This window comes from Acidiphilium multivorum AIU301 (assembly GCF_000202835.1).
Classification (GTDB): domain Bacteria; phylum Pseudomonadota; class Alphaproteobacteria; order Acetobacterales; family Acetobacteraceae; genus Acidiphilium; species Acidiphilium multivorum.
The window spans coordinates 424,119-449,557 of record NC_015186.1 but is presented as its reverse complement, the minus strand read 5'-3'; the positions used below and the strand labels follow the sequence as shown (position 1 = coordinate 449,557).

23 protein-coding genes, 1 tRNA gene and 1 pseudogene are annotated in these 25,439 nt (G+C 69.1%); 14 read left to right on the top strand and 11 right to left on the bottom strand.

The features are described from left to right. Positions 1 to 23: 23 nt before the first annotated feature. Positions 24 to 734 (bottom strand): ArdC family protein, encoded by a 711-nt coding sequence (locus ACMV_RS01945; RefSeq protein ID WP_013639365.1) that lies wholly within the window; start codon positions 732 to 734, stop codon positions 24 to 26. A gap of 622 nt (positions 735 to 1,356) precedes the next feature. Here ACMV_RS01945 and ACMV_RS01940 point away from each other — a divergent pair. Then, positions 1,357 to 4,158: a TrlF family AAA-like ATPase gene (locus ACMV_RS01940; RefSeq protein ID WP_041664620.1), complete on the top strand. Its 2,802-nt coding sequence runs from the start codon at positions 1,357 to 1,359 to the stop codon at positions 4,156 to 4,158. A 100-nt stretch (positions 4,159 to 4,258) separates the two neighbouring features. On the opposite strand, the pseudogene recD2 reads toward ACMV_RS01940, so the two are convergent. The 3 genes and pseudogenes from recD2 to ACMV_RS01925 form a co-directional block, all read right to left on the bottom strand. Next, a pseudogene (gene recD2 / locus ACMV_RS01935) lies at positions 4,259 to 5,753 on the bottom strand (SF1B family DNA helicase RecD2); the annotation flags it as partial. Positions 5,754 to 5,765: 12 nt separating this feature from the next. Further along, complete coding sequence (locus tag ACMV_RS01930; RefSeq protein ID WP_013639361.1) at positions 5,766 to 6,440, bottom strand: SOS response-associated peptidase; 675 nt, start codon at positions 6,438 to 6,440, stop codon at positions 5,766 to 5,768. A gap of 357 nt (positions 6,441 to 6,797) precedes the next feature. Further along, positions 6,798 to 6,872 (bottom strand) — tRNA-Gly (locus ACMV_RS01925). Positions 6,873 to 7,282: 410 nt separating this feature from the next. Here ACMV_RS01925 and ACMV_RS01920 point away from each other — a divergent pair. Genes ACMV_RS01920 through ACMV_RS01900 form a run of 5 tightly spaced genes read left to right on the top strand, consistent with a single transcriptional unit; the run spans position 7,283 to position 11,789 of the window. Beyond that, a complete protein-coding gene (locus tag ACMV_RS01920) occupies positions 7,283 to 8,428 on the top strand; it encodes a branched-chain amino acid ABC transporter substrate-binding protein (RefSeq protein WP_013639360.1) in 1,146 nt (381 codons plus the stop codon). Positions 8,429 to 8,459: 31 nt separating this feature from the next. Further along, the gene (locus ACMV_RS01915) at positions 8,460 to 9,362 is read left to right on the top strand and encodes a branched-chain amino acid ABC transporter permease (protein ID WP_007422743.1); all 903 of its coding nucleotides are present in this window, start codon (positions 8,460 to 8,462) and stop codon (positions 9,360 to 9,362) included. Continuing rightward, entirely contained in the window at positions 9,362 to 10,288 is a 927-nt protein-coding gene (locus ACMV_RS01910; RefSeq protein WP_013639359.1) for a branched-chain amino acid ABC transporter permease, read from the top strand. The genes ACMV_RS01915 and ACMV_RS01910 overlap by 1 nt, the downstream gene beginning before the upstream one ends. Beyond that, on the top strand, positions 10,285 to 11,070 hold the full coding sequence (locus tag ACMV_RS01905; protein ID WP_013639358.1) for an ABC transporter ATP-binding protein: 786 nt from the start codon (positions 10,285 to 10,287) through the stop codon (positions 11,068 to 11,070). The genes ACMV_RS01910 and ACMV_RS01905 overlap by 4 nt, the downstream gene beginning before the upstream one ends. Continuing rightward, entirely contained in the window at positions 11,067 to 11,789 is a 723-nt protein-coding gene (locus ACMV_RS01900; protein ID WP_013639357.1) for an ABC transporter ATP-binding protein, read from the top strand. Before ACMV_RS01905 ends, ACMV_RS01900 begins: the two co-directional genes overlap by 4 nt. A gap of 7 nt (positions 11,790 to 11,796) precedes the next feature. Here the strand turns inward: ACMV_RS01900 and ACMV_RS01895 are convergent, their stop codons facing one another. Together ACMV_RS01895 and rfaE1 are read right to left on the bottom strand one after the other, a co-directional pair. Next, positions 11,797 to 12,669: an ADP-polyphosphate phosphotransferase gene (locus ACMV_RS01895; protein WP_007422738.1), complete on the bottom strand. Its 873-nt coding sequence runs from the start codon at positions 12,667 to 12,669 to the stop codon at positions 11,797 to 11,799. 180 nt (positions 12,670 to 12,849) lie between these two features. Further along, entirely contained in the window at positions 12,850 to 14,310 is a 1,461-nt protein-coding gene (rfaE1, locus tag ACMV_RS01890; RefSeq protein ID WP_013639356.1) for a D-glycero-beta-D-manno-heptose-7-phosphate kinase, read from the bottom strand. Positions 14,311 to 14,454: 144 nt separating this feature from the next. On the opposite strand from rfaE1, the gene hslO reads away from it, so the two are divergent. Together hslO and ACMV_RS01880 are read left to right on the top strand one after the other, a co-directional pair. Then, positions 14,455 to 15,417 carry an Hsp33 family molecular chaperone HslO gene (hslO, locus tag ACMV_RS01885; protein ID WP_035186357.1) on the top strand — a complete coding sequence of 321 codons (963 nt, stop codon included), beginning with the start codon at positions 14,455 to 14,457 and terminating at the stop codon, positions 15,415 to 15,417. Continuing rightward, positions 15,414 to 16,094, top strand: a complete 681-nt coding sequence (locus tag ACMV_RS01880; protein WP_013639355.1) for a hypothetical protein — start codon at positions 15,414 to 15,416, stop codon at positions 16,092 to 16,094. The genes hslO and ACMV_RS01880 overlap by 4 nt, the downstream gene beginning before the upstream one ends. Before the next feature lie 118 nt (positions 16,095 to 16,212). On the opposite strand, the gene ACMV_RS01875 is transcribed toward ACMV_RS01880, so the two are convergent. Then, on the bottom strand, positions 16,213 to 16,785 hold the full coding sequence (locus ACMV_RS01875) for a hypothetical protein (RefSeq protein ID WP_013639354.1): 573 nt from the start codon (positions 16,783 to 16,785) through the stop codon (positions 16,213 to 16,215). 159 nt (positions 16,786 to 16,944) lie between these two features. On the opposite strand from ACMV_RS01875, the gene ACMV_RS01870 reads away from it, so the two are divergent. Continuing rightward, positions 16,945 to 17,940 (top strand): HoxN/HupN/NixA family nickel/cobalt transporter, encoded by a 996-nt coding sequence (locus ACMV_RS01870; protein ID WP_013639353.1) that lies wholly within the window; start codon positions 16,945 to 16,947, stop codon positions 17,938 to 17,940. Here ACMV_RS01870 and ACMV_RS01865 read toward each other — a convergent pair. Genes ACMV_RS01865 through ACMV_RS01850 form a run of 4 tightly spaced genes read right to left on the bottom strand, consistent with a single transcriptional unit; the run spans position 17,843 to position 20,596 of the window. Next, positions 17,843 to 18,550 (bottom strand): DUF6969 family protein, encoded by a 708-nt coding sequence (locus ACMV_RS01865; RefSeq protein ID WP_013639352.1) that lies wholly within the window; start codon positions 18,548 to 18,550, stop codon positions 17,843 to 17,845. The two genes, ACMV_RS01870 and ACMV_RS01865, sit on opposite strands and share 98 nt — an antisense overlap. Next, positions 18,547 to 19,116 carry a YeeE/YedE thiosulfate transporter family protein gene (locus tag ACMV_RS01860; protein WP_013639351.1) on the bottom strand — a complete coding sequence of 190 codons (570 nt, stop codon included), beginning with the start codon at positions 19,114 to 19,116 and terminating at the stop codon, positions 18,547 to 18,549. The genes ACMV_RS01865 and ACMV_RS01860 overlap by 4 nt, the downstream gene beginning before the upstream one ends. Then, positions 19,113 to 19,637, bottom strand: coding sequence for a YeeE/YedE thiosulfate transporter family protein (locus ACMV_RS01855; protein ID WP_013639350.1), 525 nt, complete (start codon positions 19,635 to 19,637; stop codon positions 19,113 to 19,115). Before ACMV_RS01855 ends, ACMV_RS01860 begins: the two co-directional genes overlap by 4 nt. Positions 19,638 to 19,651: 14 nt before the next feature. Then, complete coding sequence (locus tag ACMV_RS01850) at positions 19,652 to 20,596, bottom strand: sulfurtransferase (RefSeq protein ID WP_231295333.1); 945 nt, start codon at positions 20,594 to 20,596, stop codon at positions 19,652 to 19,654. On the opposite strand from ACMV_RS01850, the gene ACMV_RS20675 reads away from it, so the two are divergent. The 5 genes from ACMV_RS20675 to ACMV_RS01830 all read left to right on the top strand — a co-directional run bounded on the left by ACMV_RS20675 (position 20,595) and on the right by ACMV_RS01830 (position 25,414). Further along, positions 20,595 to 20,840, top strand: coding sequence for a hypothetical protein (locus ACMV_RS20675; RefSeq protein ID WP_162491916.1), 246 nt, complete (start codon positions 20,595 to 20,597; stop codon positions 20,838 to 20,840). The two genes, ACMV_RS01850 and ACMV_RS20675, sit on opposite strands and share 2 nt — an antisense overlap. Positions 20,841 to 20,944: 104 nt before the next feature. After that, positions 20,945 to 23,140, top strand: a complete 2,196-nt coding sequence (locus ACMV_RS01845; protein ID WP_013639349.1) for a molybdopterin-containing oxidoreductase family protein — start codon at positions 20,945 to 20,947, stop codon at positions 23,138 to 23,140. Further along, complete coding sequence (locus ACMV_RS01840; RefSeq protein ID WP_007423706.1) at positions 23,140 to 23,682, top strand: 4Fe-4S dicluster domain-containing protein; 543 nt, start codon at positions 23,140 to 23,142, stop codon at positions 23,680 to 23,682. Before ACMV_RS01845 ends, ACMV_RS01840 begins: the two co-directional genes overlap by 1 nt. Before the next feature lie 27 nt (positions 23,683 to 23,709). Then, on the top strand, positions 23,710 to 24,747 hold the full coding sequence (gene nrfD, locus ACMV_RS01835) for an NrfD/PsrC family molybdoenzyme membrane anchor subunit (RefSeq protein ID WP_013639348.1): 1,038 nt from the start codon (positions 23,710 to 23,712) through the stop codon (positions 24,745 to 24,747). A 16-nt stretch (positions 24,748 to 24,763) separates the two neighbouring features. Next, positions 24,764 to 25,414, top strand: coding sequence for a rhodanese-like domain-containing protein (locus ACMV_RS01830; protein WP_013639347.1), 651 nt, complete (start codon positions 24,764 to 24,766; stop codon positions 25,412 to 25,414). The last annotated feature ends 25 nt before the right edge of the window (positions 25,415 to 25,439 follow it).

Here is a 25,439-nt window from a genome sequence, read left to right as displayed (position 1 = left end):
TATGCCGAATGGGATTGGTGCGATCATACCGCCAACCGCGCCCTGCCGAGCAGATGCGGCATAATCCGGATCTCGGCATTATGGCCGAGCTCATGAAGAGCCGTGCGATGCCAGTTCACCGGCTCGAAATAGGCCTGCGGCGGCGGCACCTGAATGAAATCGCCGATGACCGAATAGAACGCGCGATCGCCGCCGATTCGGATGTCGGCGCCACTGGTCCGGATCAGCGCGTCGGCCTGCGGCAGGATGAGGCCCTCGGGAACCGGCGGTGCCGTGGATGCGATCGTGTCGGGCAGGCCCTCGCACTGATCGGTGTTGAACACGGTGAAGCGCTTGAGGAACGGGATGGCGCTCGGCTCGTCGCCGTCGCGGTCGGCGCGCTCGCGCTCGGCCTCGGGGATGAAGCGGTCGGCATAGACCACCGTAGTGCCCCGCTCGCCCTTGCGGATATTGCCGCCGACCGCGAGTGCCTGACGGAAGGTGAGCCAGGCCTGGCCGGCATAGCCGCGCTCAATGACCGCGCCCCAGAGGATCAGCACGTTGATCCCCGAATAGCGCCGACCGGTGGCGGCGTTCTTCGGCATCCCGATGGCCGCCCCGGTGGCCGAAGCGCCCCAGGGCTGGACCCAAGGCAGGCGCCCGGCTTCCAGCTCAGCGATGATCTTGTCGGTGATTTCGGCATAGAGGCTCGCCCGGTCCTGACCGGGGCGAGCGCGCGCGGATGAACGTGACATCGCGGATCTCCGCGACGGGCGCCGCGAGCCTCTCTCGCGGTCCTCAACCCGTCACGGGCGACCCGGCCGAACTCTTGCTCTGGAACTTTACGGGGCGCCCCCCCAGAAGGGGTGTCCTGGCGACCTTCGCCCCGGGTGCGGGAAGGCTTTCCCTCCAAAATTCAAGATTCTTGGGGCAGACGGACGAAAGCAGCTCATGCTCTGGCCGAGGCTTCCGTCTTCCTTCGCAAAGGGCCGGTTTGCCTAAGCCCGCCCCCGAAATATCACTGCCTGACGCTGCAGGTGCCGTCGGCCGGCTGGGTCGGCACCAACCGGGGCTATTTTGCGTCCCAAAATCGGCTTCCCGCTCATTCACTTCCTGCGATTCGCTGGCCAGCCTTGGGCCTATGAGCCGAAAAGTGATGCATAGAGCAGGAAGTTGACACACCAGCATGAGCCACCGTCGACGTCGCAAGGCCGGCGGGCGTAGGAGGCGTTCTTGCGCTTCCGGGGATATTTGAACAAGAAAACGGCCAATGATAAGCTGCGGGGGCGGTTCTGGCGGGGATGCCGACGACCGTCAAGGAAATGGAGGCCTGCCGACGCAACGCGGTGGCCCTTCTTCGACAAGGGGCGTCGGCCGGTGGACAAAGGAGCGCATTTCTATCGATGTGATTTTCAAGTTCACACGCCCCGCGATCAGAATTGGAAGGGAAAGGATGCCGTAACAGCTGAGGATCGGGCAGCGTACGCTGAGTCGCTCGTCGCTTACTGCAGAAGCCACGATTTACATGCGATCGCCATTACCGATCATCACGACATGGCCTTCGTCCCCTACGTTCTCAAAGCGGCGGCATCCGAAATCGACGAGAGTGGCGAAGCGCTGCCACCCGGCAAGCGGCTGGTCGTGTTCCCAGGGATTGAACTCACGCTCGGTGTGCCGTGTCAGGCGATTCTGCTTCTTGATGCTGACTTTCCCGAAGCTTGGTTTGGGCAGGTGTTAACAGCGCTTCACCTGACTCCCCCAGCTGACGATCAGCCCCGCAATGGGAACGTCACGCGCCTCGACAGCGTGCATTCATTCCTTGATCTGAAACAGCAACTCGATCGGCATAGCTGGCTTAAAGACAAATACATCATCTTCCCAAATGTCACCGGCGAAGGCGAATATTCGCTTCTTCGCACCGGGCAGATGGGAAAATACATCGAGATGCCATGCGTCGGCGGTTATGTTGACGGTTCGTTGTCGAAGATGAAGCCGGGCCGCAGAAGCATTCTTGACGGTCATAACAAGGCCTGGGGCAACAAGCGGATCGCCTGTTTCCAGACATCGGATAACCGACACGAAGACCACCGAGACCTCGGGACCAGCACGACCTGGGTGAAATGGGCAACGCCAACTGCGGAAGCGCTGCGCCAGGCCTGCCTCGCGCAGGAGTCCCGGGTTTCGCAGGAAACCCCATTGCTGCCGGCCCTGGTGATCGCGTCCATCAGCGTCAGCAACAGTCTCTTCCTGGGGCCGATCGACCTTGAACTAAACTCCCAATACAACGCCCTGATCGGCGGCCGAGGAACTGGGAAATCCACGATCCTCGAATATTTGCGTTGGGCGCTGTGTGACCAGCCTCCCGGCATCGAAGATGTTGAGACACCGAATTACCAGGCGCGCCGACACCGCCTGATCGAACAGACCCTGAAGCCGTTGGCGGCGACGGTCGAGGTCCGGTTTGAGGTCAACGGCGTGCCGCACATCGTCCGCAGGTCCAGCACCGACGGATTGATCCTACTCAAGATCGCGGCCGGCGAGATGCGGCCGTGCGCTGAAGACGAAGTGAGGTCGCTGCTGCCGATCGAAGCTTACAGCCAGAAGCAGCTGAGCGACGTGAGCGTGCGCATCGACGAGCTGACACGATTTGTGACGGCCCCCATTCGCGGCGAACTTAACCGGATTGACCGCGATCTGGCCGATCACGCCGAACGGATACGGCAGTCCTACGCGACACGTCGCCGGCGCCGAGCGCTAGAACAAACGATCCAGAAGCGAGAGCTGGAAGCAAAATCCCTGACCGAGCAGGCTGATGCCTTGAGGGCGGGGCTTACTGGCCTGGCCGACGAGGATCGGGCACTGCTCGATCGTGGCAAGCTCTTCGACGCGGCCAATCAGTTGGTGGAAGGCTGGAGAGACGGAATCAGGTTGATCGGGCAGGCCGCGGCGGCGCTTCAGCGGACCGTGGGCCTGTCTCTCACGCAGTTGGCCCCGCCGCCGCCAGATCCCCCAAGCACCGCATTGGCGGCCGCGCATGCAGAATACCGAGGCTTGCTCGATGAGGCCAAAGTGGCCCTGACGGCTTTGTCGGACAGGGCGGCAAAGCTGCTGGATACTCACGGTGGTGGGGCCCCCGTGACACCCTGGCAGCAGTGGAACACGGAACTTGCCATCTTCAAGGCATCGTATGATGCCGCTGTGCAGAAGTCCTCATCTCATACGGAGAAATTGCAGCAACTCCAGGCCATCGAGGCGCAGGCGCTTAAGCTAAACCGGGAAGTCGCCCAGCTAAAAGAGGAACTCCGCGCGCTGAGCGAAACGGAGGCAAGCTATCTTGTCGATCGGCAGGCGTGGCAGGAACTGCTTGGCGAACGCGACACGCTGTTCGACGCGCAATGCGCGTCGCTGACGGCAAATTCGGGCTACTCGATCCGCGCCCGCGTGAAGCGGTTCGCCTCGGCGGATGATTTTACCGCCGTCTTTCGGCAGGCGCTGAGTGGGTCCCGGCTACAGGGCAACAAGATCGAATTGCCTGGGGAGTCGATCGTCGCGGCGCCGAAGCCGGGCGATCAGTGGAACGCCATCCTGAACGATCTCGAAAAGCTGGCCGAACATGAGCCGGAACGGGACGGTGCCGAGCGCCGCCCGGAAACCCCGACGCTGACCTCGATCGGGCTGTCCTCCGGAGATCTGGACCGCATCGGCCGGACGCTTAAACCGGAACAGTGGCTCACGCTGTCGCTGACGCCGATCAAAAGCGTTCCGATGTTCGAATACCGGTCTCGCGAAGCCGAATATATCCCCTTTGGCAATGCATCGGCCGGGCAGCAGGCGACAGCGCTGCTGGAGACGCTGCTCACGCAAGGCACGTTCCCGCTCATTATCGATCAGCCCGAAGAAGACCTAGACAACCCGGTCATGCTGGAAATCGTCGCCAAGATTTGGCAGGCGAAGCAGCGGCGGCAGATTATCTTCGCCAGCCACAACGCCAATCTGGTCGTCAATGGCGACGCCGAGCTGGTGGCCTGGTGTCATTACCGCGCCATGGGCGACCAGTCGCGCGGCACGATCGGTGGCACCGGTGCGATCGACATGCCCGACGTCCGCGAGGCCATCAAAAAGATCATGGAGGGCGGCGAAGCGGCCTTCAAACTTCGTCGCGAGAAGTATGGCTTCTGAGACGGGCGTGCCTCGATAAGTTGGTATCTGAGTGTGGTATCCGTCCAAATGGGCCCATCGGCACAGATCTAAAAAAACCAGGAATGACCTCGCCAATTGCCTCGGCGCGGGTCAGGTCCGGCATCTCGCCGCGGTTGATCCGGTGCGCTGTGGTGATGATCCGGCTGGACGCCGCCTGGCGGAAGATCTCGGTCAGCCGCACCACCGGCACCGCGCCGGAGCCGATCAGGTCCGCCAGCACCTGGCCGGGCCCGACCGACGGGAGCTGATCCACGTCGCCCACCACCAGCAGGGCTGCCGCCGCGGGGATCGCCCGGCTCAGCGCGTGCATCAGCTGCACGTCGACCATGGAGGCCTCGTCAATGACCAGGAGGTCGCATTCCAAGAGATGGTCGGGCTCGCGGCGGAACCCGCCGGTGCGCGGATCGACCTCCAGCAGGCGATGGATCGTCCTGGCCTCGAACCCGGTCGCCTCGCTCATCCGCTTTGCCGCCCGCCCGGTGGGGGCCGCGAGCAGGATGCGCACTCCCTTGGCGGCGAGGATGGCGAGGATCGCCCGCATGATCGTCGTCTTGCCGACGCCAGGCCCGCCGGTGATCACCAGCAGCTTCGAGGCAAGGGCAAGGCCGACCGCGTGGCGCTGGCTCTCCGCGAGCGTCATGCCGATCCGCCGCTCGACCCATGGGATGGCCTTATCCGCCTCGATCGCCGGCCGGCGCGCCGCCCTGGCCGGCGAGGAAGACGCAGTCCGCCTCGCCGACGCGATCGGCGATCACCGCGCCGTCGGCCAGCTCCAAGTCGAGGGCGGTGCGGATCAGCGCCTCCGGCACCTCCAGCAGGCGCTCCGCGAGCGGGACCAGTTCCGCGACCGGCAATCCGCAATGGCCGTCGTCCATCGCCTCCGACAGCGCGTAGCCGATGCCGGCGCGGACGCGGATCATCGCGGTCTTCTCGATGCCGAGCCGGGCGGCGATGGCATCCGCCGTCTTGAAGCCGATGCCGCGGATGTCGCGCGCGAGCCGATACGGGTTCTCGCTCATGACCTGGATGGCGTCCGCCCCGTAGGTCTTGAAGATGCGCACGGCGCGCGCCGTGCCGACGCCGTGGCTGTGCAAGAACACCATGATCTCGCGGATCACCTTCTGCTCGGCCCAGGCATCGACGATGCGCTTTGCCCGGACCTCGCCGATCCCGCCCACCTCGCGCAGGCGCTGCGGCGCGCCTTCGATGATGTCGAACACAGCCTCACCGAAGCCGCGCACCAGCTTCTTGGCGTAGACCGGGCCGATGCCGCGGATCATGCCGGAGGCGAGGTAGCGCTCGATCCCCTCCGCCGTGGTCGGCGCCGAGGTCTTCAGGAAGCGCGCCTTGAACTGCTGCCCATGGGTGCGGTCGTTCACCCATTCGCCGGTGGCGGTGATCCACTCGCCGGCGGCGATGGCGGCGGCATGGCCGACGATGGTGACGAGGTCGCGATGCCCGCGCGCCTTCACCCGCAGCACGGCGAAGCCGCTCTCGGCATTGTGGAACGTCACCCGCTCGACGATCCCAGCGAGCACTTCGCCATCGGGCCACGGGGCTTGGTGCTCGGTCATCGCCTGGTGCCGTCAGGCGGCCGGAAGCGGGGCGAGCAGGTCGGCAGCGTTGTTGGCTGGCTGGTTGACCCGCGTGCTCACCGGCCAGACAAGCAGCGTGTCCTCGGCCGCCGGGTGCAGCAGCGCGGCGGCATCGCCCTCGGTCTCGCCGAGCCATAGCGGCCAGTCGGGTGGTTCGACAATCACCGGCATGCGGTCATGGATGGGCGCCATGGTCGCGTTCGCGGCGGTGACGACGATGGCGAAGCTGCGCAGCACCTCGCCCTCGGAGCTGCGCCAGCCTTCCCAGAGACCGGCAAAGGCCAGCGCCTCGCCGTCACGCCGCGCAATCGCGTAGGGCTGCTTGGCTCCGTTCTCGGTGCGCTGCCATTCGTAGAACGCCTGCGCCGGGATCAGCGCCCGGCGGCGAGCGAAGGCATCGCGGAACATCGGCGAGGTCGCTACCGTCTCCGCTCGCGCGTTGATCGGCCGCCGCGCCGCTCGTAGATCCTTGGTCCAGTGCGGCACCAGGCCCCAGGTCAGCAGATCGAGATGCGGCTCACCGGTTTCCGGCTGCCGGCGCACCACCATCGCCTGCTGGCTCGGCGCGACGTTCCAGGACGGGGCGACATTGGGCAGCGCGCCGGCGGTGTGAAACAGCCTGGCGATCGCGTCGGGGGACAGGAAACTGGCGTAGCGTCCGCACATCGGTGGCCTATCACTACACCGACTGCCGGCTCGCTGGCAGTCCTGACCTGGGGCGAAAGCCGTAGGTGCTGGCGGTGGCTAGAAATGGGGCCAATCCCGCCACTGGCCGTCGGGGTGCGGTTTCAGTGCCGTCCACCATGTGGCCGCCCGTCGCGCGGCGGGCGAGGCCCGCCAGGTGCTGTCCCCCGCCGAGCGGCGCTTCGACTCCAGATTGGAACCGCCGAACCTGCGATTCCGCCGCCGCCGACTTTCTGCATGGTGCTTCCACTCCGCTTCCGAATTGCCGCCGAAGGGGACTTGGAAGCAAAAACGGCCCCAGAGGGCCGCTTCGAAGTCCTTGATTTTCCCTAGGAAATCTGGAGCGGGCGAAGGGATTCGAACCCTCGACCCCAACCTTGGCAAGGTTGTGCTCTACCCCTGAGCTACGCCCGCGCTCCGTGAAGGCGCTATTACTCAGGTTCGTTCGGCTTGGCAAGCGGTCCCCTCCATCAAAATCGGGCGGCTGGGTCGCGTCCAAGTTTGGCCGATTATATTTAACCATGAGAAACTTCTCGACCTTTCGCGCAGATTTGCCGACATCGCGGATTCGTGAAAAATCTTCCGCCTCGCCCACAGGATGTGGATCGGGTTTCCGCCCCTCGCCGGCTTGTGCTGGCTCCCGGGCGGCACTTGCGGCATCGCCGGTTGCGTCGAACCGGCATTTCCTGCTGGAAGGCCGTCGGGCCGCTTGCGCCCGGCCGCCGGATTGGCGGCCGACTGGGCGGTCGATCCGTGGCTGGAAGGTTGCCAAGCCGATCCTGTTGCGACAGGCTCGGACCAATCAATCAAAAAAGGAGATCAGGATGATTCGTAAGATGGGGATCGGGCTCGCGGCGGCCGTTGCTCTGGCGGCGCCGTATGGCATTGCCCACGCGGCCTCCGGGCCGATCAAGATCGGCGTGCAGGCGCCCATCACCGGCACCTATGCCGATGAGGGCCAGGGCATCGAGAAGGCCGTGAAGCTGCTCGCCGACCAGCAGAACGCCAAGGGCGGCCTGCTGGGCCGCAAGATCGAGGTCAAGGTCTGCGACGACGAGGGCAAGGCCTCCCAGGCCGCCATCTGCGCGCGCCAGCTCGTGAATGACGGCGTGATCGCCGTGATCGGCTCCTACACCAGCGGCGCGGCACTCGCGGCCGAGCCGATCTATGCGCGCTCGAACGTCATCCAGACCTCGGACGGCACCAGCAACAAGCTGCTCTCGCGCGGCTACAAGACCTGGTTCGGCAACGCGGCGCCGAACAGCGCGGAGGCGAAGTTCACCGCGAAATACCTGATCGATGTCCGCCACTTCAAGCGCATCGCCGTGCTGACCGACCATTCGAGCTTCGCCACCGGCCTCGCCGATGCGGTCATCAAGAACATCAAGGCCGACCATGGCAAGGTGATCGACAAGGCCTTCATCACCGCCGGCTCGCAGAACTTCACCCCGGTGCTGACCAAGCTGAAGGCGCTGAAGCCGGATGCGATCTATTTCTCGGGCTACTATTCGGATGGCGGCCTGATCAAGGCGCAGATGGCCCAGCTCGGCATCACCGCGACCTTCGTCGGCGGCGACGCCAACCAGAACGTCGCCTTCGGCAAGATCGCCGGCTCCGCGGCGAAGGGCGCCATCATCGTCAACGTGCCCGGTCCGGAACAGCTCCCCTACCCCACCGCCAAGGCCTTCGTCGCCGCCTACAAGGCGAAATATCACCAGAGCCCGCCCTCGGTCTTCACCCTCACCAACGCCGACGGCATGCGCGCGGTGATGCAGGCGATCGAGCAGACCAGGAGCGTCAAGCCGGCGAAGCTCGAGCACTACCTGCACACGATGAAGAGCTTCGACGGCCTGACCGGCCAGTTCCGCTGGAACGACAAGGGCGAGCGCGTCGGCAGCCCGTTCACCGCCTTCGAGGTGCAGGCCGACGGCAGCTACAAGATCGTCTATCCGGCGCCCAAGGCCGGCTGACGGGCCGGTCGCGCCGGGGGGAGGTTTCGTCATGGGAACGTTCATCCAGCAGGTCTTCAACGGCCTGACGGTCGGAGGCATCTACGCGCTCATCGCGCTGGGCTACACGATGGTTTATGGCGTGATGCGCCTGATCAACTTCGCCCACGGCGATCTCTGCATCCTCGGCGCCTTCATCGGCCTCACCTTCCTCACCTCGCTCGGCGGTGCCGGCCATCCCGGCGCCGCCCTGCTGATCCTCGCCTTCGTCGCGGCGATCGTGGTGGTGGCGGTGGCCGGCGTCGTGCTCGAACTCGCCGCCTACCGGCCGCTGCGCAAGGCGGATCGCCTCGCCGCCGTGGTCTCGGCACTTGGCGCGTCATTGCTGATCGAGAACGGAATCATGCTGATCTGGAGCCCCCAGGTCAGCGTGTTCCCCTCGGGCCTGCTGCCGACGACGACCTATCACATCGCCGGCGCCTCGATCAGCTTCGTGCAGGTGATGATCATCATCGTCTCCTTCCTGCTGATGGCGGCGCTCTACCTGTTCGTGAACCACACCCGCTTCGGCACCGCGATCCGCGCCGCGGCGATCGACCAGGACGCCGCGCGGCTGATGGGCATCAACGTCAACCGAGTGATCGCCAGCGTCTTCATCATCGGCCCGGCGCTCGGCGCGGTCGGCGGGCTATTCATCGGCGTCTATTACCGCGAAGTCTATTTCACCATGGGCTGGACCTACGGGCTCTACGCCTTCATCGCCGCCATCCTTGGCGGCATCGGCAACATTCCGGGGGCGATGCTCGGCGGCATCCTGCTCGGCCTCTTCAACGCCTTCGCCGCCGGCTACATCTCCAGCTCATGGCAGGACGCGATCACCTTCGCGCTGCTGATCGGAATCCTGCTGGTCCGGCCTTCGGGACTCCTGGGCGAACGCGTCGCGGAGAAGGTGTGATGAGCGCGTCCGCAACCCGCAACACCGGCATCGCCGTCTGGATCCTCGGCCTGTTCCTGCCGCTCGCGCTGAACAGCGCCTGGGTCTCCGTCGCCGCGATCTTCGCGATCTACGGCATCGTCGCCCTGTCGGAAGACATCATTCTCGGCCGCGCCGGCATGTTCGACATGGGGCACGCCGTCTATTTCGGCATCGGCGCCTATGTCACGGCGATCCTGAACGTCACCTTCGACTGGCCGATCTTTCTCACCATCCCCTTCGCCATCCTGCTCGCCGCCGCCTTCGGCGCCCTGCTCGCCGCCCCGCTGATCCGCCTGCGCGGCGACTACCTGCTGGTCGCCAGCATCGGCTTCAACGCGATCTTCGTGCTGGCGATGCAGAACAACCTGTTCGGCCTCACCGGCGGGTCGGACGGCATCACCGGCATCGGCGTGCCCTCGCTGTTCGGCCTGCCGATCGAGAGCCAGAGCGCGATGTACTGGCTCGACTGGGTGGTGCTCGGCATCGTGCTGGTGCTGATGCGCAATCTCGACGGCTCGGAATTCGGCCGCGCGCTGCGCTATCTCAAGCAGGACGAACTCGCCGCGACGACGATCGGCGTCAATCCGCGCAAGGTGAAGACGCTCGCCTTCGCCATCGGCGCCGGGCTCGCCGGGCTCGCCGGCACGCTATTCGCGGTGCAGCTCTCCACGGTCAGCCCGTCCTCCTTCAAGTTCACCGAATCGGTGACGCTGTTCGCCATCGTCATCGTCGGCGGCCAGGGCTCGATTCCCGGCGTGCTGCTCGGCACCGCGCTGATGTTCGTGCTGCCCCAGGTCTTCCGCGACTTCGCGCAATACCGCTACCTGGTCTTCGGCTTCGCGATGATCCTGGTGATGGTGCTGCGCCCGCAGGGCCTGTGGCCGCGGCGGGGGGCGCGGGCATGAGCGCGCTGCTCGAACTCCATGGGGTCGGCATCCGCTTCGGCGGGCTGCGCGCGGTCGACAGGCTCTCCTTCACCGTCGACAAGGGGCAGATCGTCGCCCTGATCGGGCCGAACGGCGCCGGCAAGACGACCGTGTTCAACATGATCACCGGCGTCTACCGGCCGACCGAGGGCAGCATCCGCTTCGAGGGCCAGGACATCACCGCCCGCCGCCCGCATCTCGTCGCCGCCGCCGGCATCATGCGGACCTTCCAGACCATCCGGCTGTTTCCCGAAATGTCGGTGCTGGAAAACGTCCGCGCCGGCTGCCATTTGCGGGTGCGCCAGCAATGGTGGCAGGGGCTGCTCAGCCTGCCGTCGCAGCGGCGGGAGGAGGCTGAACTGGCCGAGCGCGCGCACGACATCCTGCGCCGGCTCGATCTCGACCGGTTCGCGCATGACCGCGCGGTCTCGCTGCCCTACGGCGTGCAGCGCCGCGTCGAACTTGCCCGCACGCTAGCGGCCGATCCCAAGATGATCATTCTCGACGAGCCGGCCGCCGGCCTGAACGACAATGAATCGGCCGCTCTCAGCGAGACGATCTTCGGCATCCGCGACAGCGGCATCACCGTACTGCTGGTCGAGCACGACATGAACGTGGTGATGAGCGTCGCCGACAAGATCGTGGTGATCAATTTCGGCCAGAAGATCGCCGAGGGCGGGCCGGACGACATCCGCAACGACGCGCAGGTGATCGAGGCCTATCTCGGGCGCGATGACGACGAGGAGGAGGGCGTATCGTGAGCCTGCTCGAAATCGCCGACCTCAAGGTCAATTACGGTCAGATCGAGGCGCTGAAGGGCGTCTCGCTGCGGGTGGAAACGCGCGAGATCGTGGCGATCCTCGGCGCCAACGGCGCCGGCAAGACCACGCTGATGCGCACGATCTCGGGGCTGCTGACGCCGCGCGGCGGCTCGATCGTCTTCGAGGGGACCGACATCACCCGCCTGGGGGCGGACAGGATCGTGCGCCTCGGCATCGCCCAGTCGCCCGAGGGGCGGCGCGTGTTCGGCACGCTGAGCGTGATGGAGAATCTCCGCCTCGGTGCCTTCACCCGCCCGGCGGGCGAGGTTGCCGGCTCGCTCGACTTCGTGCTGCAGATGTTCCCCCGCCTCGCCGAGCGCCGCAGCCAGCTCGCCGGCACGATGTCCGGCGGCGAGCAGCAGATGCTGGCGATCGGCCGGGCGCTGATGGCGAAGCCCCGCCTGCTGCTGCTCGACGAGCCGAGCCTCGGCCTCGCGCCGATCATCGTGCAGGGCATTTTCCGCACCCTGCGCGAGATCGCCAACAGCGGCGTCACCATCCTGATCGTCGAGCAGAACGCCCGCAGCGCGCTGAAACTCGCCGATCGCGGCTATGTGCTCGAGGTCGGCCGCTTCGTCATCGAGGACAACGCGAAGACGCTGCTGACCTCGCCCGAGGTGCAGGCCGCCTATCTGGGTGGCGAGCGCAGGAAGGCCTGACGGCGCGTCAGGATTTCGCGAGATCCTCGCGGATGCGGGCGAGCTCCTTCTTCCGCTTGCTGCTCACCTCGGGATAGTTCATGTCGAGCTCCTGCATCGTCTCCAGCAGGATGTTCGAGATGATGAGGCGGGCGTTGCGTTTGTCATCCGCCGGCACCGCGTACCAGGGCGCCTCGACCGTGCTGGTCGCGTTCAGGCAGTCCTGATACGCCGCCATGTAGTCGTTCCAGAATTTCCGCTCCTCGACGTCGGCGGTGCTGAACTTCCAGTTCTTCGAGGGATCGTCGATCCGGGCGATCAGCCGGCGCAACTGCTCCTCCTTCGAGATGTGCAGGAAGATCTTGACGATCTTCGTGCCGTTCCCGGAGAGGTGGCGTTCGAGATCGTTGATCGAGCGGTAGCGGTGCTCCCAGATCGAGCCGACCCCCGACGGCGGTTCCGGCACGCCCTCGTTGGCGAGGATCTCGGGATGCACGCGCGCGATCAGCACCTCCTCGTAATAGGAGCGGTTGAAGATGCCGATCCGCCCGCGCTCGGGCAGGTTGCGCGTCGTGCGCCAGAGGAAGTCGTGCTGGAGTTCCATGGCACTCGGGTGCCTGAAGCTGAAGACCTGGCAGCCCTGCGGATTGACGCCGGACATCACATGCTTGATCGCGCCATCCTTGCCGGCCGCGTCCATCGCCTGGAAGATGATCAGCACGGCATGGCGGTTCGAGGCGTAGAGCAGCTGCTGCATCTCGCTGAGCCGCTTGATGTGGTCATCCAGTTCCGCGCGGTAGTCGTGCTTCGAGTCGAAGAGCGGGTCGATGGCTGTCGGCCAGGACGACAGGTCGACGGGAACGCTCGGGTGAATGCGGAACTGCCGGGAATTGACGGCCATGGCGACACTCCGGAATGCGGCGCCGCGACGCGACCGGACGGGACCACCGCAGCGCGGGCTTTCGGCAAAGCCGGCACATGTCCGTGTCCGCCGGATCGTTCCGGGAACGGCGCCCGGTTAACAGGACCAGACACCGATATGGGGGCGGGACGGCGCGGGATGCAAGCGCGCCGGCGCCGTTCAGCTGCGCAGGCGGGTGACCGTTGCCGTGGTGGAATGGCCGGGCAGCAGCTCGGCGAGCATGACGCGCCCGCCCCAGGACTCGACCTCGCGCGCGCCGACCACGGTATCGTGCGTGTAGTCCGCGCCCTTGACCAGGACATCGGGCCGGATCGCCGAGAGCAGGTCGAGCGGCGTGTCCTCCTCGAAGATCACGACGAGGTCGACGCTGGCGAGCGAGGCGAGCACGGCGGCACGCGCCGCCTCGGGCTGGACGGGGCGCGACGCGCCCTTGAGCCGGCGCACCGAACTGTCGGCGTTCAGGCCGACGACGAGACGGTCGCACCCGGCGCGCGCCTGTTCGAGCAGATGCACATGGCCGGGGTGCAGCAGGTCGAAACAGCCATTGGTGAAGCCGATGCGCCAGCCGCGCTGGCGCCAGCGCTCGGCGGCCTCGGCGGCGGCCTGCCTGGTGACGACCTTGCGCAGCGCGCCCGAGGCCGGCTTCACCGCGTCGACCAGGTCGTCCGGCCGGGCGACGGCGGTGCCGACCTTGCCCACCACGAGGCCGCCGGCGATGTTCGACAGCCGCGCCGCGATCTCGAGCGGCAGGCCGCTCGCCAGCCCCGCCGCGAGCACCGCGACCACCGTGTCGCCGGCGCCGGAGACGTCGTAGACTTCCGCGGCCTCGGCCGGATAATGCCGGACCGTATCGACGGTCACGAGGCTCATCCCGTCCTCGGAGCGGGTGCAGAGCACCGCGCCGAAGCCGAACCGGCCGATCACCTCGCGCGCCGCCCCGACGATGGCGGCCTCGTCCGGCAGGTCGCGCCCGACCGCTTCGGCGAGTTCGCGGCGGTTCGGCGTGATCACGTCGGCCTCGGCATAGTGCGACCAGTCCGCCCCCTTGGGATCGACGATCACGGTGCGGCCGATCGAGCGGGCGCTGGCGATCAGGTTGCGCGCGATCGTGGGCGCCAGCACGCCCTTGCGATAATCCGACAGCACGGTGACCGAGGTCGCCGCCATCGCGTCGGAGGCGATCTTGAGCAGGCGTTCGCCGAGCTTGTCGGTCAGCGGCATCACCAGTTCGCGGTCGGCGCGGATCAGATGCTGGCCGGCGGCGATGTAGCGCGTCTTCACCGTCGTCGCCCGGCCGGTTTCCACCAGCAGCCAGGGCTCGACATTCGGCTGGCCGCCGATCAGCGCGGTGAGGTCGGAGCCTTCCTGGTCGTCGCCCACCACCGAGACGAAGGCGGCCGCCGCATCGAGCGCGGTGAGGTTGCGCACCACGTTGCCCGCCCCGCCCGGCATCGCGATCTCGCGCGTCACGGTCAGGATCGGCACCGGCGCCTCCGGGCTGATCCGTTCGACGCGCCCATAGGCGTAGCGGTCGAGCATCAGGTCGCCCACTACAAGAACGTTCGCCCGCGCCAGCCCCCGGATCGCGGCGATCAGATCGCCATCATCATGCTCAGCCATGCTGCCTCGCTAGCTTGCGCGGCGGCGTCGGGCAAGCGGTTTCGTGAGGTCGACCCGCCGCGCCGCCGGCGATTTTGCATCGCAGCATCGCGCGCCGCGCCGCCGGCGATGGCAAAACGGGCGCAGTGCCTCTATTTAACGGCCATGACCGAATTGCCGCCCTTTCTCGATCGCACCCGGCCCGACGTGCCCGATATTGCCGTGCCCCGCGGTGTCACGCCGTTTTTCCTCCCGAATCAGCCGGTTCGCGGCCGGCTGGTGCGGCTCGGCCCGCTCGCCGACGCGCTGCTGACCCGGCACGACCACGCGCCCGACGTGCGCGCCCTGCTCGGCCAGGCGCTGGCGCTGGTCGCCAGCCTCGCCACCGCGCTGAAATTCACCGGCAGTTTCTCGCTCCAGGCCAAGGGCGACGGCGCCGTGCCGCTGCTGCTCGCCGACTGCACCGATGGCGGGGCGCTGCGCGGCTATGCCCGGCTGTCCGACGAGATCGCGCTGCCGGAAGAGGCCACCGCGCGGGCGATGATGGGCGACGGCTACCTCGCCTTCACGGTGGACCAGGGGCCGGACATGGAGCGCCACCAGGGCATCGTCTCGCTCGAGGGCGAGAGCCTGGCGGACATGGCGCATCATTATTTCGAGACCTCCGAGCAGCTGCCCTGCCAGATCCACCTCGCCGCCGCCGAGACGCCGGCGGGCTGGCGCGCCGCGGCGCTGGTGATCGAGCGGATCGCCGGCGCCGGCGGCATCGACCCCGCGGTGAGCGAGGCCGAGCAGGAGGAAGCCTGGCGCACCGCGAAGATCCTCGCCGCGACGATCACCGACGAGGAACTGCTGGACGACACGCTGCCGCCGGAGCGCGTGCTCTACCGGCTGTTTCACGGCGAGGGCGTCGCGGTGGACCGGCCGCGGCCGCTCGCCTATGGCTGCCGCTGCTCGCGCGCCCGGCTCTCGGACGTGCTGGGCGGGTTTTCCGGAGACGATCTCGATCACATGACCATCGACGGGGACATCACGATGACGTGCGAATTCTGCAATGTCGATTTCCGCTTCCCGCGCGGCGAGATCGCCGCTGCCGCCTCGGCCGGCGAGCCGGGAGGCGCGTCATGAGGCGCCTCGCCCTCGCCGGGATCGTGCTGGCGCCGCTGGCGCTGTCGGCCTGCGCCACCGAGGCGCCGGCGCCGACGACCTTCGCCCGGCTCGACTATTCCTACCTCCCGCCGATCACCCTGAAGGTCGCCAGCATCCGCATCCGCGACGATTACCGGCCCGGACCGGACGCGGCGAAGATGATCGACCTCGCCCCCGAGCCGCCGGCGCGCGTGCTGGAGCGCATGGCGCATGAGCGGCTGGTGGCGAATGGCAGCCCCGGCTCGGCCTCGTTCGTCATCCGGCAGGCCTCGCTGCACCAGGTGGGCGACACGCTGGTGGGCACCATGACGGTCGATCTCAACGTGCGGACCAGCAACGGCCAGCGCGTCGGCTATGCCGAGGCGACCGTCTCGCGCAGCGAGACCGCGCCGACGAACGAGTCGCCGGACCGGATGCGCGCCGCGCTCTACGACCTGACCAAGACGATGATGAGCAGCATGAATGTCGAGCTGCAATACCAGATCCAGAGGAGCCTGCCCGACTGGCTCGCCTATTCGCCCGCCGGCGAGGTGGGCGGCATGGCGGCGCCGCACTACAGCCCCGACCAGGGCATCAGCGCGCAGCCTTTGCCGAACCCCGATGCCGGGCAGAATGGGCCGGCCAGCGGCACGAACCTCGGCGGGTCGAACGACTGACCGGGCGGCGTTCCGGCCCGGCAGGCGGATGCGGGCCGCGCCCCGAGGGATGCAGCCGGGCGGCGGTTTCGCCGCGATGTCCGGGGAGCGCGGCGGTATCGCCGCGACCTGAAGGCGATCAGGACGGGACCGGCGGCGCGCGGGTGTGAAGCGGGCCGGGCCGGACGGGCCGGCGGGGCGACAGGCGCGGCGCCGGCGCGGGATGCGGCGTGGCGGTAGTCGGCGCAGCGGCGCGAGCTTTGGCGGGCGCGACGGCGGGCCTCGATCGGGGCGGCAGGCGCAGGCAGGCGGGCAGCCGGAGGCCGAGCGCGCGGCAGAGCGGGCGAAGCAGGCGGCCGGCGCGCGGTTCGGACGCGATGAGGGCGCGGGCTTCCGGGGTTTCGAGCAGGTCGCGCAGCCGGCCGGCGACGGCGCTGGCCTCGGGCACCGGGGCGAGCAGCCAGGCGGCGCGGCGGGGCAGCGCGACGGCGGGAGTCCGCGCCGCCCGATGACGTGGGCGCGAGGCGCGCCGGCGGGGCGGCGGCGCGCCGGCGACGAGGATGGCGAACCGGCGGACGGCGCGGCGCAGCCGGGACCAGAGCAGCACGACCAGCGCGCCGTTCGCGGCGCCGAACGCGCCCTTTGCCCCGCGCGCGGCGACGGCGCCGCAAAGCGTTTCGATCAGGGCGGCGAAGCGGGCGGCGACATCCATGAACGGAACAGGAACATGAAAGCCGGGGGGTGGGCAAGCGGTTTCCGCCGGCGGCACCCGCCGGCTTGACCTGCGTCATCGACAGGAAGCGCCGGTTCCTGCGACTCCTCGGGTGACGGGACCGCGGGCGGCGTGCCGGCGGGATGTCGAGGAGGCCGGATGGCGGCGAAGCGGCAGGCAGGACCGGGCGCGGACGCATCGGCGCGGCGGGTGCTGTGGGGGCTCGGCGCCGCCAATGTCGCCGCCTGGATCTGGGCGGCGGCGGCGTTCGGCGGGGCGCCGCGGCTGCTCGGCATGGCGGGGCTGGCCTGGCTGTTCGGCCTGCGGCACGCGATGGACGCGGACCATATCGCGGCGATCGACAATGCGGTGCGGCGGCTGGCCGGGCGCGGCCGGGCCGCGAGCCTCGCCGGGCTGTTCTTCTCGCTCGGGCATTCGAGCGTCGTCGTGCTGCTGGCGGCGGCGGTCTCGTTCGGCGCGGGGGCGCTGCGGGGGCATCTCGACGCCGTGACGCGCGATGGCGCCTGGATCGGAACGATCGTCTCGGTGGGGTTTCTGGCGCTGATCGCCGGGGCGAATCTCGTGGCGTTGCGGGCGGAGACGCGCGGCGGCGCGGCGCCGGGGGGCGTGCTGAGCTGGCTGGCGCGGCCGCTGTTCCGCCTCGTGCGGCGGAGCCGGGACATGTATGCGATCGGGTTCCTGTTCGGCCTCGGCTTCGACACGGCGACGGAGATCGGGCTGCTCGCGCTCTCGGCCGCGGGGACGGCGCACGGGATCGCGGCGTGGCGGCTGATGGCGCTGCCGGCGCTGTTCACCGCCGGGATGTCGCTGGTCGATACCGCCGACAGCGCGCTGATGACGCGGGCCTATGGCTGGGCGCTGCGCGACGGGCGGGCCCGGCGGCGCTACAACGTGACGCTCACGGCGGTATCGGCCGCGATCGCGGTGGTGGTCGGCGGCGCGGAATTGCTCGGCCTGGCGGGGGACGGGGTCGGGACCGGGGTGGCGCGGGTGGCGGCGATGCTGGACGCGCACTGGTCGGGCCTCGGCATGATCATCACGCTGATGCTGGCGGGGCTGTGGCTGGCCGCGATCCGGCGCGGCCGGGCGGGGCGGATCGCGGAGCGAGCCTCCTCAGCCGCGCCGCCAGGCTGATCCGGCGGCGGCTCGGCAGGCGGAGGCGGTGATCGTCGAGCCGGGCCGGGTCGGCGGCGCCGGACGGGCCGGCGAGCCGGCGGTCGCGCGCGAGGAGGAGGGCGGCGATCTCGTCGGCGAAGAGGATCAGCAGACCGTCGAGCCAGCGGGCGACGTCGGAGGGTTCGGCATCGTGCAGGCCGGGGCGGCGCAGCCGGGCGATGAGTGCGGGCGCGGGCTGCCAGACCTCGCCAGTGACCCAGCGGTTGGTGGTGAAGAGGCGGAGCGGCAGGCCCCGCGCATCGACCGAGATGCCGGCGAGATGGGAAAATCCGGCGGACCCGGCAGGCGGCGGCACGAAGATGTGGAAATGGCCGTGCTCGGCGGCGGGGCGCTGGCGGGCGGCGTGGGCGTGGTAGAAGAAGCGCCACGCGCTGGCGGGGGCGATGGCGTCGGGCTGCGGGTAGTGCGCCCATTCGACGAATTCGCCGCCGGGGCCGAGCAGGCGGGCGGGCGCGCTTTCGCCGCGCGCGGCCCAGGCGGCGATCTGGCCGACGACGGCCTCGGCCACCGCGGCGAGCGACGGGGCGGCGAGCGAGGCGGCGGCGAGCGGCGGGGCGGGCGCGGTCATGACGACGCCCGGCCGGCGGGGGCGGCGGTGAGTCGGACGACGGCGACGAGCAGGGCGAGCAGCGCGGGCAGGATGATCCAGGGCGAGAGGTGCAGCAGCTGCGGCAGGGTGAGCGCCGCCTTGCCGGTGCGGGCGTAGGCCCAGCCGCCGATGGCGGTATAGGCGCCGTTGAACAGGATCGTGCCGGCGCCGATGCCGAGCAGGAAGACCAGGCCGTCGAGCCGGCCGGAGGCCAGGGCGACGGCGGCGGTGCCGGGGCAGTAGCCGCCGACGGCCATGCCGATGCCGATCAGGGCACCGCCGAGCAGCGTGCCCCAGAGATAGAGCGAGGGGACGAAGATGCGCCCGAAGGGCAGCAGGCCGAGATCGCGGAACAGGTAGAGCAGCGTCCCGGCGACGATGATCGCGGTGAACATCACCTTGAACACCGTCCAGTCCACGAGGCGGAGCTGGCCGGTGAGGCGCGCCGGGTCGGCGAAGCCGGCGCCCTCGAGGATCGCGCCGAAGGCGAGGCCGATGAGCAGGCCGGAGAGCGAGCCGGTCCAGCCGAGGGGGAGATGGATCATCGCCCGCCCTCCCCGCCCCAGAGCGGCGCGACGAGGCGGCCGGCGAGGAGGCCGGCGGCGAAGAAGCCGATGAGGAACACGAAGCCGGCGACGGCGAGCGGCGCCGAGCCGGACAGGCCCATGCCGCTGGTGCAGCCCATCGCCATGCGCGCGCCGAAGCCGGAGGCGGTGCCGCCGAGCAGGGCGAGGGCGAGACGGACCGGCGAGGCGGCGAGGCGCGGGCCGTCGATGCGCGGGCGCAGGCGGCGGCCGAGGGCGGCGCCGGCGAGGCCGCCGAGAAGCATGCCGCCGGCTTCCCAGACGATCCACTGATCGAGGCCGGCGCGGGCATAGGCGGCGAGGTAGCTGTGCGGCGCGAGCCCGCGCGGCGACGCCGCCGCCAGGGCCGACGCGGTGGCGTAGGTCGTCGCCCCGGTGACGCCGAGCCCGTGGCCGGTGGCGAGGAAGGTGACGAACAGCAGCACCCCCAGCGCCGCCCCGGCGGCATGGGGATTCCACACGGGGCGGGGGCCGGGTTTCATCGCATCCGGTCCGCTCAGAAGGCCGAGTGGCCGGGGACCATCGGCAGGGCGGGGTTGCGCGACCATTCCGACATCGAACCGTCGTAGAGCCGGACGCGCGGATTGGCGAGGACCTCGCGCAGCACGAACCAGTCGGTCGAGGCGAAATGGCCGGTGTTGCAGAAGGTGATCGACGGCGCGCCGCGCTCGACGCCGGCGCGGTGCAGCGCCTGGGCGAGTTCGGGCATCGGGCGCACGCCCTCGCCATCGGCGGTCAGCACCGCCGAGAAGGGCAGGTTGCGCGCGCCGGGCAGCGTGCCGGCGCGGGCATCGACCGGCGCCCTGACCCGGCCCTCGAACTGGGCGGGGGGACGGGCATCGACCAGCTGGGCGGCGTGGCTGTCGAGCGTCGCGCGCACCATCGGCATCGTCGCGAGATATTCGGTGGTGGGATGCGGGACGAAGACGGCGGGGCGGAGGGGAACATTGCCGCGGGCGACCGGATCGGCCGGGTCGGCGAACCAGGCGCGGTCGCCGCCGTTGAGGATCGAGGCGTTGTCGGCACCTTCCATGCGCAGCGTCCAGAACACGCGGGCGGCGGCGTTGAAGTCGCCGCGGGCGCGGCCGGCGGGGACGATGATGACGCGGGTCGCGTTGCCGATGCCGAAATGGCCGATGACGCCGGCGATCTGCTCCGGCGGGGGCAGCATGCCGGGGATGCCGTCGCGCGGGACGCGCCAGCCATCGTTGAGGAAGCCGGTGAAGACGGCGCCGGGAATGTGGCCGGCCTCGTAGGCCGGGCGCTGGGTGGCGGTGTCGTAGACCTCGAGGATGACCTGGCCGCGGTCGTGCAGGTGGGCGCGAAGCCAGGCGGCATCGACCAGCGGCGGCGCGGATGAGGCGGGCGCGGCGCGGGCGGGCGCGGTGGCGGCGAGGCCCAGCACCGCGATGCCGAGTGCCGCGGCGGAAAGCGATGCCATGATCGCGGCGGCCGGCCGGGCCGTGGCCAAGGCGGCTGTTCTCGTCTGCATGTTCATGAAAGTTCCGCTCCTTCCTCGCGCGCCGGGCGGCATTGCCGAGCCGCGGCGCGGCGTTGCGCCGTCATCACGATGCGCGCGCGGACAAATGAAGCCGCAGCAACCGCATCGCGCTGTTCAATATTGGATGCACGGCGGCAAGGCGTTGACGCAGGTCAATGCGGGCGACGATCGGCGGCTTTATTGACTTCATCCATGCGGATGAGGCGGTTCGGCCCTCGAACGCCAGGTTGCCGGCGATGACGGGCGGCGCGCCCGAGCCGCCGGCATCGCGGGGATGGAAAAGGCGGCATGCAGAGACGCGATTTCATCAGGATGAGTTCCGCCGTCGCCTCGGCCGCGCTGCTCGGCCCGACCCTCGCCGGGTGCAGCCGCCCCGCCGAGTGGCAGAGGATGATGACCGAGGCGCCGGCGACGGAAACCCCGACCGTCTGCAATATCTGCTTCTGGGCCTGTGCCGCGAAGGTTCACACGCGCGGCGAGCGGCTGTGGAAGATCACCGGCAACCCGGAGGATGCGCATTGCGAGGGCCGGCTCTGCACGCGCGGGACCGGCGGGGTCGGCGCCTATTACGATCCGAACCGGCTGGTGCGGCCGCTGGTGCGGATGGGCAAGGGGGCGGACCAGCGCTTCGAGGTGGCGAGCTGGGACAACGCGCTGGGGCTCGTGGCCGAGCGGATGGAGAAGATCGCCCGCGAGCACGGGCCGGACCGGCTGGCGGCGCTCGTGCACGGGCCGGGGGCGGCGCATTTCAGCCATCTGGTGCGCGCCTTCGGTTCGGACAGCATCGCCGAGCCGGCCTTCGCGCAGTGCCGCGGGCCGCGCGACACCGGGTTCTTCCTGACGTTCGGCCAGGGCTTCGGCTCGCCCGAGCAGACCGACATGGCGAAGGCGCGCTGCATCGTGCTGATCGGCACGCATATCGGCGAGAACCTGCACAACAGCCAGGTGCGGACCTTCACCGACGGCATCCGCAACGATGCGACGATCATCGTCGTCGATCCGCGCTTCTCGGTCGCGGCGGGGAAGGCGAATCACTGGCTGCCGATCCGCCCCGGCACCGATATCGCGCTGCTGCTGGCGTGGATGAACGTGATTCTCGCGGAGCGGCGCTACGATGCCGGATATGTGGCGCGGAACACGGTGGGGCTGGAGGCGCTGTGCGCGCATGTCGCGCCGTTCACGCCGGAATGGGCCTATGGCGAGACCGGGATCGAGCCCGCGCAGATCCGCGAGACGGCGCGGCTGATGGCGGCGGCGGCGCCGGCGACGGTGGTGCATCCGGGCCGGCACTCGACTTGGTGGGGCGACGACACGCAGCGGGCGCGGGCGATGGCGATCCTCGCCGGGCTGCTCGGGATCTGGGGCCGCGAGGGCGGCTATTACCTGCCGGAGAGCGTCGCCCTGCCCGCCTATCCGGTGCCCGCCTATCCGGTGCCGAAGACCTCGTGGCGGGAGATCGCGCTGCCGGTGTTTCCGCTGGCGGGCGCGCCGGTGACCAATGTCATTCTCGACAACGCGCACGGGGCGGACGCGCATTACAAGGGGCTGATCGTCTACGACACCAACCTGCCGATGACGATGCCCGGAATCCGCAGGACGCTGGACGCGGCGGCGCAGTCGCTGGAGCTGATCGTCGCGGTCGACGTGCAGCCGGCCGAGGTGACCGGCTATGCCGATGTGGTGCTGCCGGAGTGCTCGTATCTCGAACGGCACGACCCGCTGCGCAACAGCGGCGAGCGGTATCCCGCGCTCGCTCTGCGGGCACCGGCGCTGCCGCCGCGCGGGGAGTCGAAGCCGGGATGGTGGATCGCACGCGAGATCGGCACGCGGCTCGGCCTTGGGCGGTATTTCCCGTGGACGGATTACACCGAGGTGATCGACTGGCAGCTGCGCCAGGTCGGCTCCTCGCTGAAGGAGCTGGAGACGACCGGGATCAGGGCGTTCCCGCGGCGGACGCCGGCGTATTTCGCGCCGGGGGAGACGCCGCGCTTCGCGACGCCGAGCGGAAAGATCGAGTTGTTCTCGGCAACCTTGCAGCAGGCGGGGTTCGATCCGCTGCCGCGCTACACGCGGCCGGAAGCGCCGCCGGCGGATCATTTCCACCTCAATTACGGCCGCGCGCCGCAGCACAGTTTCAGCCGCACGCAGAACAATCCCGTGCTCTACCAGCTGATGCCGGAGAACCTGGTGTGGATCCATCCGACGGCGGCGCGGCGCTTCGGCATTCGCAACGGAACCTATGTCCGGCTGGTGAACCAGGACGGGGTGGTGAGCAACAAGGTGCGGGTGCGGGTGACCGAGCGGACGCGGCCGGATTCGGTGTGGCTGGTGCACGGGTTCGGCCATACGGCGCCGGGGCTTTCGCTCGCGCGCGGGCGCGGCGCGGATGATTCGGCGCTGATGACGCGGGTGCTCTACGACCCGATCATGGGCGGCACCGGCATGCGGGGCAATTTCGTGACGTTCCGCAAGGAGAACGCGTGATGCCGCATTTCGCCATGGTGATCGACACGAAGACCTGCATCGGCTGCACCGACTGCGTCGATGCCTGCCGGATGGAAAACAACGTGCCGGAGGGGCTGTGCTATGACTGGGTGGTGGAGATCACCGAGGGGCGGTATCCGGAGCTGAAGACGGAATTCCGCTCGGAGCGGTGCAATCACTGCTCGCACGCCACCTGCGTCGACGCCTGCCCGACCGGGGCGAGCCAGTACTGGAACGGCAGCAACATTGTGGTGGTCGATGCGACGCGCTGCACCGGCTGCAAGGCGTGCATCGCCGCCTGCCCCTACGATTCCCGGCTGATCATGGAACCGCAAGGCTATATCGGCAAATGCACCTTCTGCGTCCATCGGGTGCAGTATGGCGAGGACCCGGCCTGCGTGGCGACCTGCCCGGCGCATGCGATGCATTTCGGGCTGCTGGACGATCCGGGCAGCGCGGTCAGCCGGCTGCTCGCCACGCGCGCGCATTACGTGCTGGCGCCGGAGACCGGCAACCAGCCCAACGTGTTCTACCTGCGTTAGTGCGGATGGCGGACGGAGGACGGGCGGATGCGTGAAGAGGTTCTGGCGAGCGTTCTGGCGAATCCCCGCGTCGAGCCGCATCTGGCGATCTGGGGATGGCAGATCGCGACCTATCTGTTTCTCGGCGGGCTGGCGGGCGGGATGATGCTGTGCTCGGGCGCGGTGATCCTCGGGCGGCGGGACGAGGATGCGCCCTTCGCCGCGCGGCGCGCGCCGCTGGTGGCGCTGGTGCTGCTGGCGGTCGGGCTCGGCGCGCTGTTCCTCGACCTCGAGCGCAAGATCAATGTGTGGCGGTTCTACACGGTCCTGCATGTGACCTCGCCGATGTCGTGGGGATCGTGGATATTGCTGCTGGTGATGCCGGCGCTGGCGCTGATGGCGCTGGGCGGGATCGATGCCGGGTTTCCGCCGCTGGCGCGATGGCTGCGGGGGCTGCCCGCGATCGGCGCGCTGGCGGGGCGGGTGATCGGGCTGAGCGTCGCGGCGCGGCGGGCGGTGGCGGCGGTGAACGTCGCGCTCGGGATCGCGCTCTGCGTCTATACCGGCGTGCTGCTCTCGGGGTTCAACGCGCGGCCGTTCTGGCATTCGGCGCTGCTCGGGCCGCTGTTCCTGGTCTCGGGCATGTCGACCGGGGCGGCGGTGATCGTTCTCGGCGCGCGCACGGCGAAGGAGCGGCACCTGTTCGGGCGGATCGATCTCGGGCTGATCCTGGCGGAGATGGCGCTGATCGGGCTATTCCTGATCGACATGCTCAACGGCAATGCGTTGCAGCAGGCGGCGGTGGCGCTGCTGCTGGGCGGGGCGCTGACCGGGCTGTTCTGGGTCGGGTTCATGGCGCTCGGCCTCGCGCTGCCGCTGCTGATGGAGGCGGCGAGCTGGCGCCGGCCGATCGCGCTGCTGGCCGGCACCGCCTCGGTGCTGGTGCTGGTCGGCGGGTTCCTGCTGCGCGACATCGTCGTCACTGCCGGGCAGCAGACCGGCTGGCGGAGCTTTCACAACCAGTTCAACGCCGCCCTGCTCGACCGCCTGCGCCATGACGGCGAGAACCCGAACGGCCGCTTCTAGAAGGAACGCAACCACCATGGCCCGCACACCGAAACACGCCCCGCTCCTTTCGCTGCTGACCGCCGCGGCGGCCGCGGTGCCGCCGCTGCCCACGGCGCTCGTCGTGATGGCGCCGGCGGGCGCGGCACTGGCCGCCGCACCGGGCGCGTCGACGACGCTGGCGCAGGCGATCGCGCGCGGCGACACGCAGATCGCGCCGGCCGGCGTGCGGGCGCTGATCATGGCGCAGCGGCGGGATTTCACGCTGATCGACATCCGCGCGCCGAAGGAGTTCGCCGCCGGGCATATCCGCGACGCGCGCAACGTTCCGATATCGCAACTTGCGCTGCCGCAGGAGATCAACCGCCTGCGCCGCTCGCCGCAGGTGATCTTGTATGGCAACGCCACGGACAAGGCGGCCGAGGCGGCGGTGATGCTGCGGGCCTCGGGGGTGATGGCGCGGGCGATGACGGGCGGACTCGCGGCGTGGGGACAGGCGCTGGAGGCGGCGGCGGCGCGGCCGGACCAGGCGGCGATGGTGCGGGCGCTCAACCTCTGCCCCGAGATCGTGGCGACGCCGATCGCGCCGGCCCCGGCCGCACCCGAGGCGGCCCCCGCCGCGCCGCAGGCGGCACCGAAGGCGCCGGCCGGAACGGCGCCGGTCAATCTGAACGGCATGTGCGGCTGAGCGCGGAATTCGGGACGACGGGAGG

What these genes read in the sequence shown, in the direction of transcription:
- ACMV_RS01850 (WP_231295333.1), bottom strand. Translation starts at nt 20,596, where the DNA reads ATGGCATCGCTTTCCGCCGCGGCACTCGGCATCGCGGTGCTGGGCCTC.
- ACMV_RS01930 (WP_013639361.1), bottom strand. Translation starts at nt 6,440, where the DNA reads ATGTGCGGACGCTACGCCAGTTTCCTGTCCCCCGACGCGATCGCCAGG.
- ACMV_RS01845 (WP_013639349.1), top strand. Translation starts at nt 20,945, where the DNA reads ATGCAGAGACGCGATTTCATCAGGATGAGTTCCGCCGTCGCCTCGGCC.
- ACMV_RS01920 (WP_013639360.1), top strand. Translation starts at nt 7,283, where the DNA reads ATGATTCGTAAGATGGGGATCGGGCTCGCGGCGGCCGTTGCTCTGGCG.
- ACMV_RS01905 (WP_013639358.1), top strand. Translation starts at nt 10,285, where the DNA reads ATGAGCGCGCTGCTCGAACTCCATGGGGTCGGCATCCGCTTCGGCGGG.
- ACMV_RS01910 (WP_013639359.1), top strand. Translation starts at nt 9,362, where the DNA reads ATGAGCGCGTCCGCAACCCGCAACACCGGCATCGCCGTCTGGATCCTC.
- ACMV_RS01875 (WP_013639354.1), bottom strand. Translation starts at nt 16,785, where the DNA reads ATGGATGTCGCCGCCCGCTTCGCCGCCCTGATCGAAACGCTTTGCGGC.
- nrfD (WP_013639348.1), top strand. Translation starts at nt 23,710, where the DNA reads ATGCGTGAAGAGGTTCTGGCGAGCGTTCTGGCGAATCCCCGCGTCGAG.
- ACMV_RS01855 (WP_013639350.1), bottom strand. Translation starts at nt 19,637, where the DNA reads ATGAAACCCGGCCCCCGCCCCGTGTGGAATCCCCATGCCGCCGGGGCG.
- ACMV_RS01860 (WP_013639351.1), bottom strand. Translation starts at nt 19,116, where the DNA reads ATGATCCATCTCCCCCTCGGCTGGACCGGCTCGCTCTCCGGCCTGCTC.
- ACMV_RS01895 (WP_007422738.1), bottom strand. Translation starts at nt 12,669, where the DNA reads ATGGCCGTCAATTCCCGGCAGTTCCGCATTCACCCGAGCGTTCCCGTC.
- ACMV_RS01880 (WP_013639355.1), top strand. Translation starts at nt 15,414, where the DNA reads ATGAGGCGCCTCGCCCTCGCCGGGATCGTGCTGGCGCCGCTGGCGCTG.
- ACMV_RS01945 (WP_013639365.1), bottom strand. Translation starts at nt 734, where the DNA reads ATGTCACGTTCATCCGCGCGCGCTCGCCCCGGTCAGGACCGGGCGAGC.
- hslO (WP_035186357.1), top strand. Translation starts at nt 14,455, where the DNA reads ATGACCGAATTGCCGCCCTTTCTCGATCGCACCCGGCCCGACGTGCCC.
- ACMV_RS01865 (WP_013639352.1), bottom strand. Translation starts at nt 18,550, where the DNA reads ATGACCGCGCCCGCCCCGCCGCTCGCCGCCGCCTCGCTCGCCGCCCCG.
- ACMV_RS01840 (WP_007423706.1), top strand. Translation starts at nt 23,140, where the DNA reads ATGCCGCATTTCGCCATGGTGATCGACACGAAGACCTGCATCGGCTGC.
- ACMV_RS01830 (WP_013639347.1), top strand. Translation starts at nt 24,764, where the DNA reads ATGGCCCGCACACCGAAACACGCCCCGCTCCTTTCGCTGCTGACCGCC.
- ACMV_RS01870 (WP_013639353.1), top strand. Translation starts at nt 16,945, where the DNA reads ATGGCGGCGAAGCGGCAGGCAGGACCGGGCGCGGACGCATCGGCGCGG.
- rfaE1 (WP_013639356.1), bottom strand. Translation starts at nt 14,310, where the DNA reads ATGGCTGAGCATGATGATGGCGATCTGATCGCCGCGATCCGGGGGCTG.
- ACMV_RS20675 (WP_162491916.1), top strand. Translation starts at nt 20,595, where the DNA reads ATGATCGCGGCGGCCGGCCGGGCCGTGGCCAAGGCGGCTGTTCTCGTC.
- ACMV_RS01915 (WP_007422743.1), top strand. Translation starts at nt 8,460, where the DNA reads ATGGGAACGTTCATCCAGCAGGTCTTCAACGGCCTGACGGTCGGAGGC.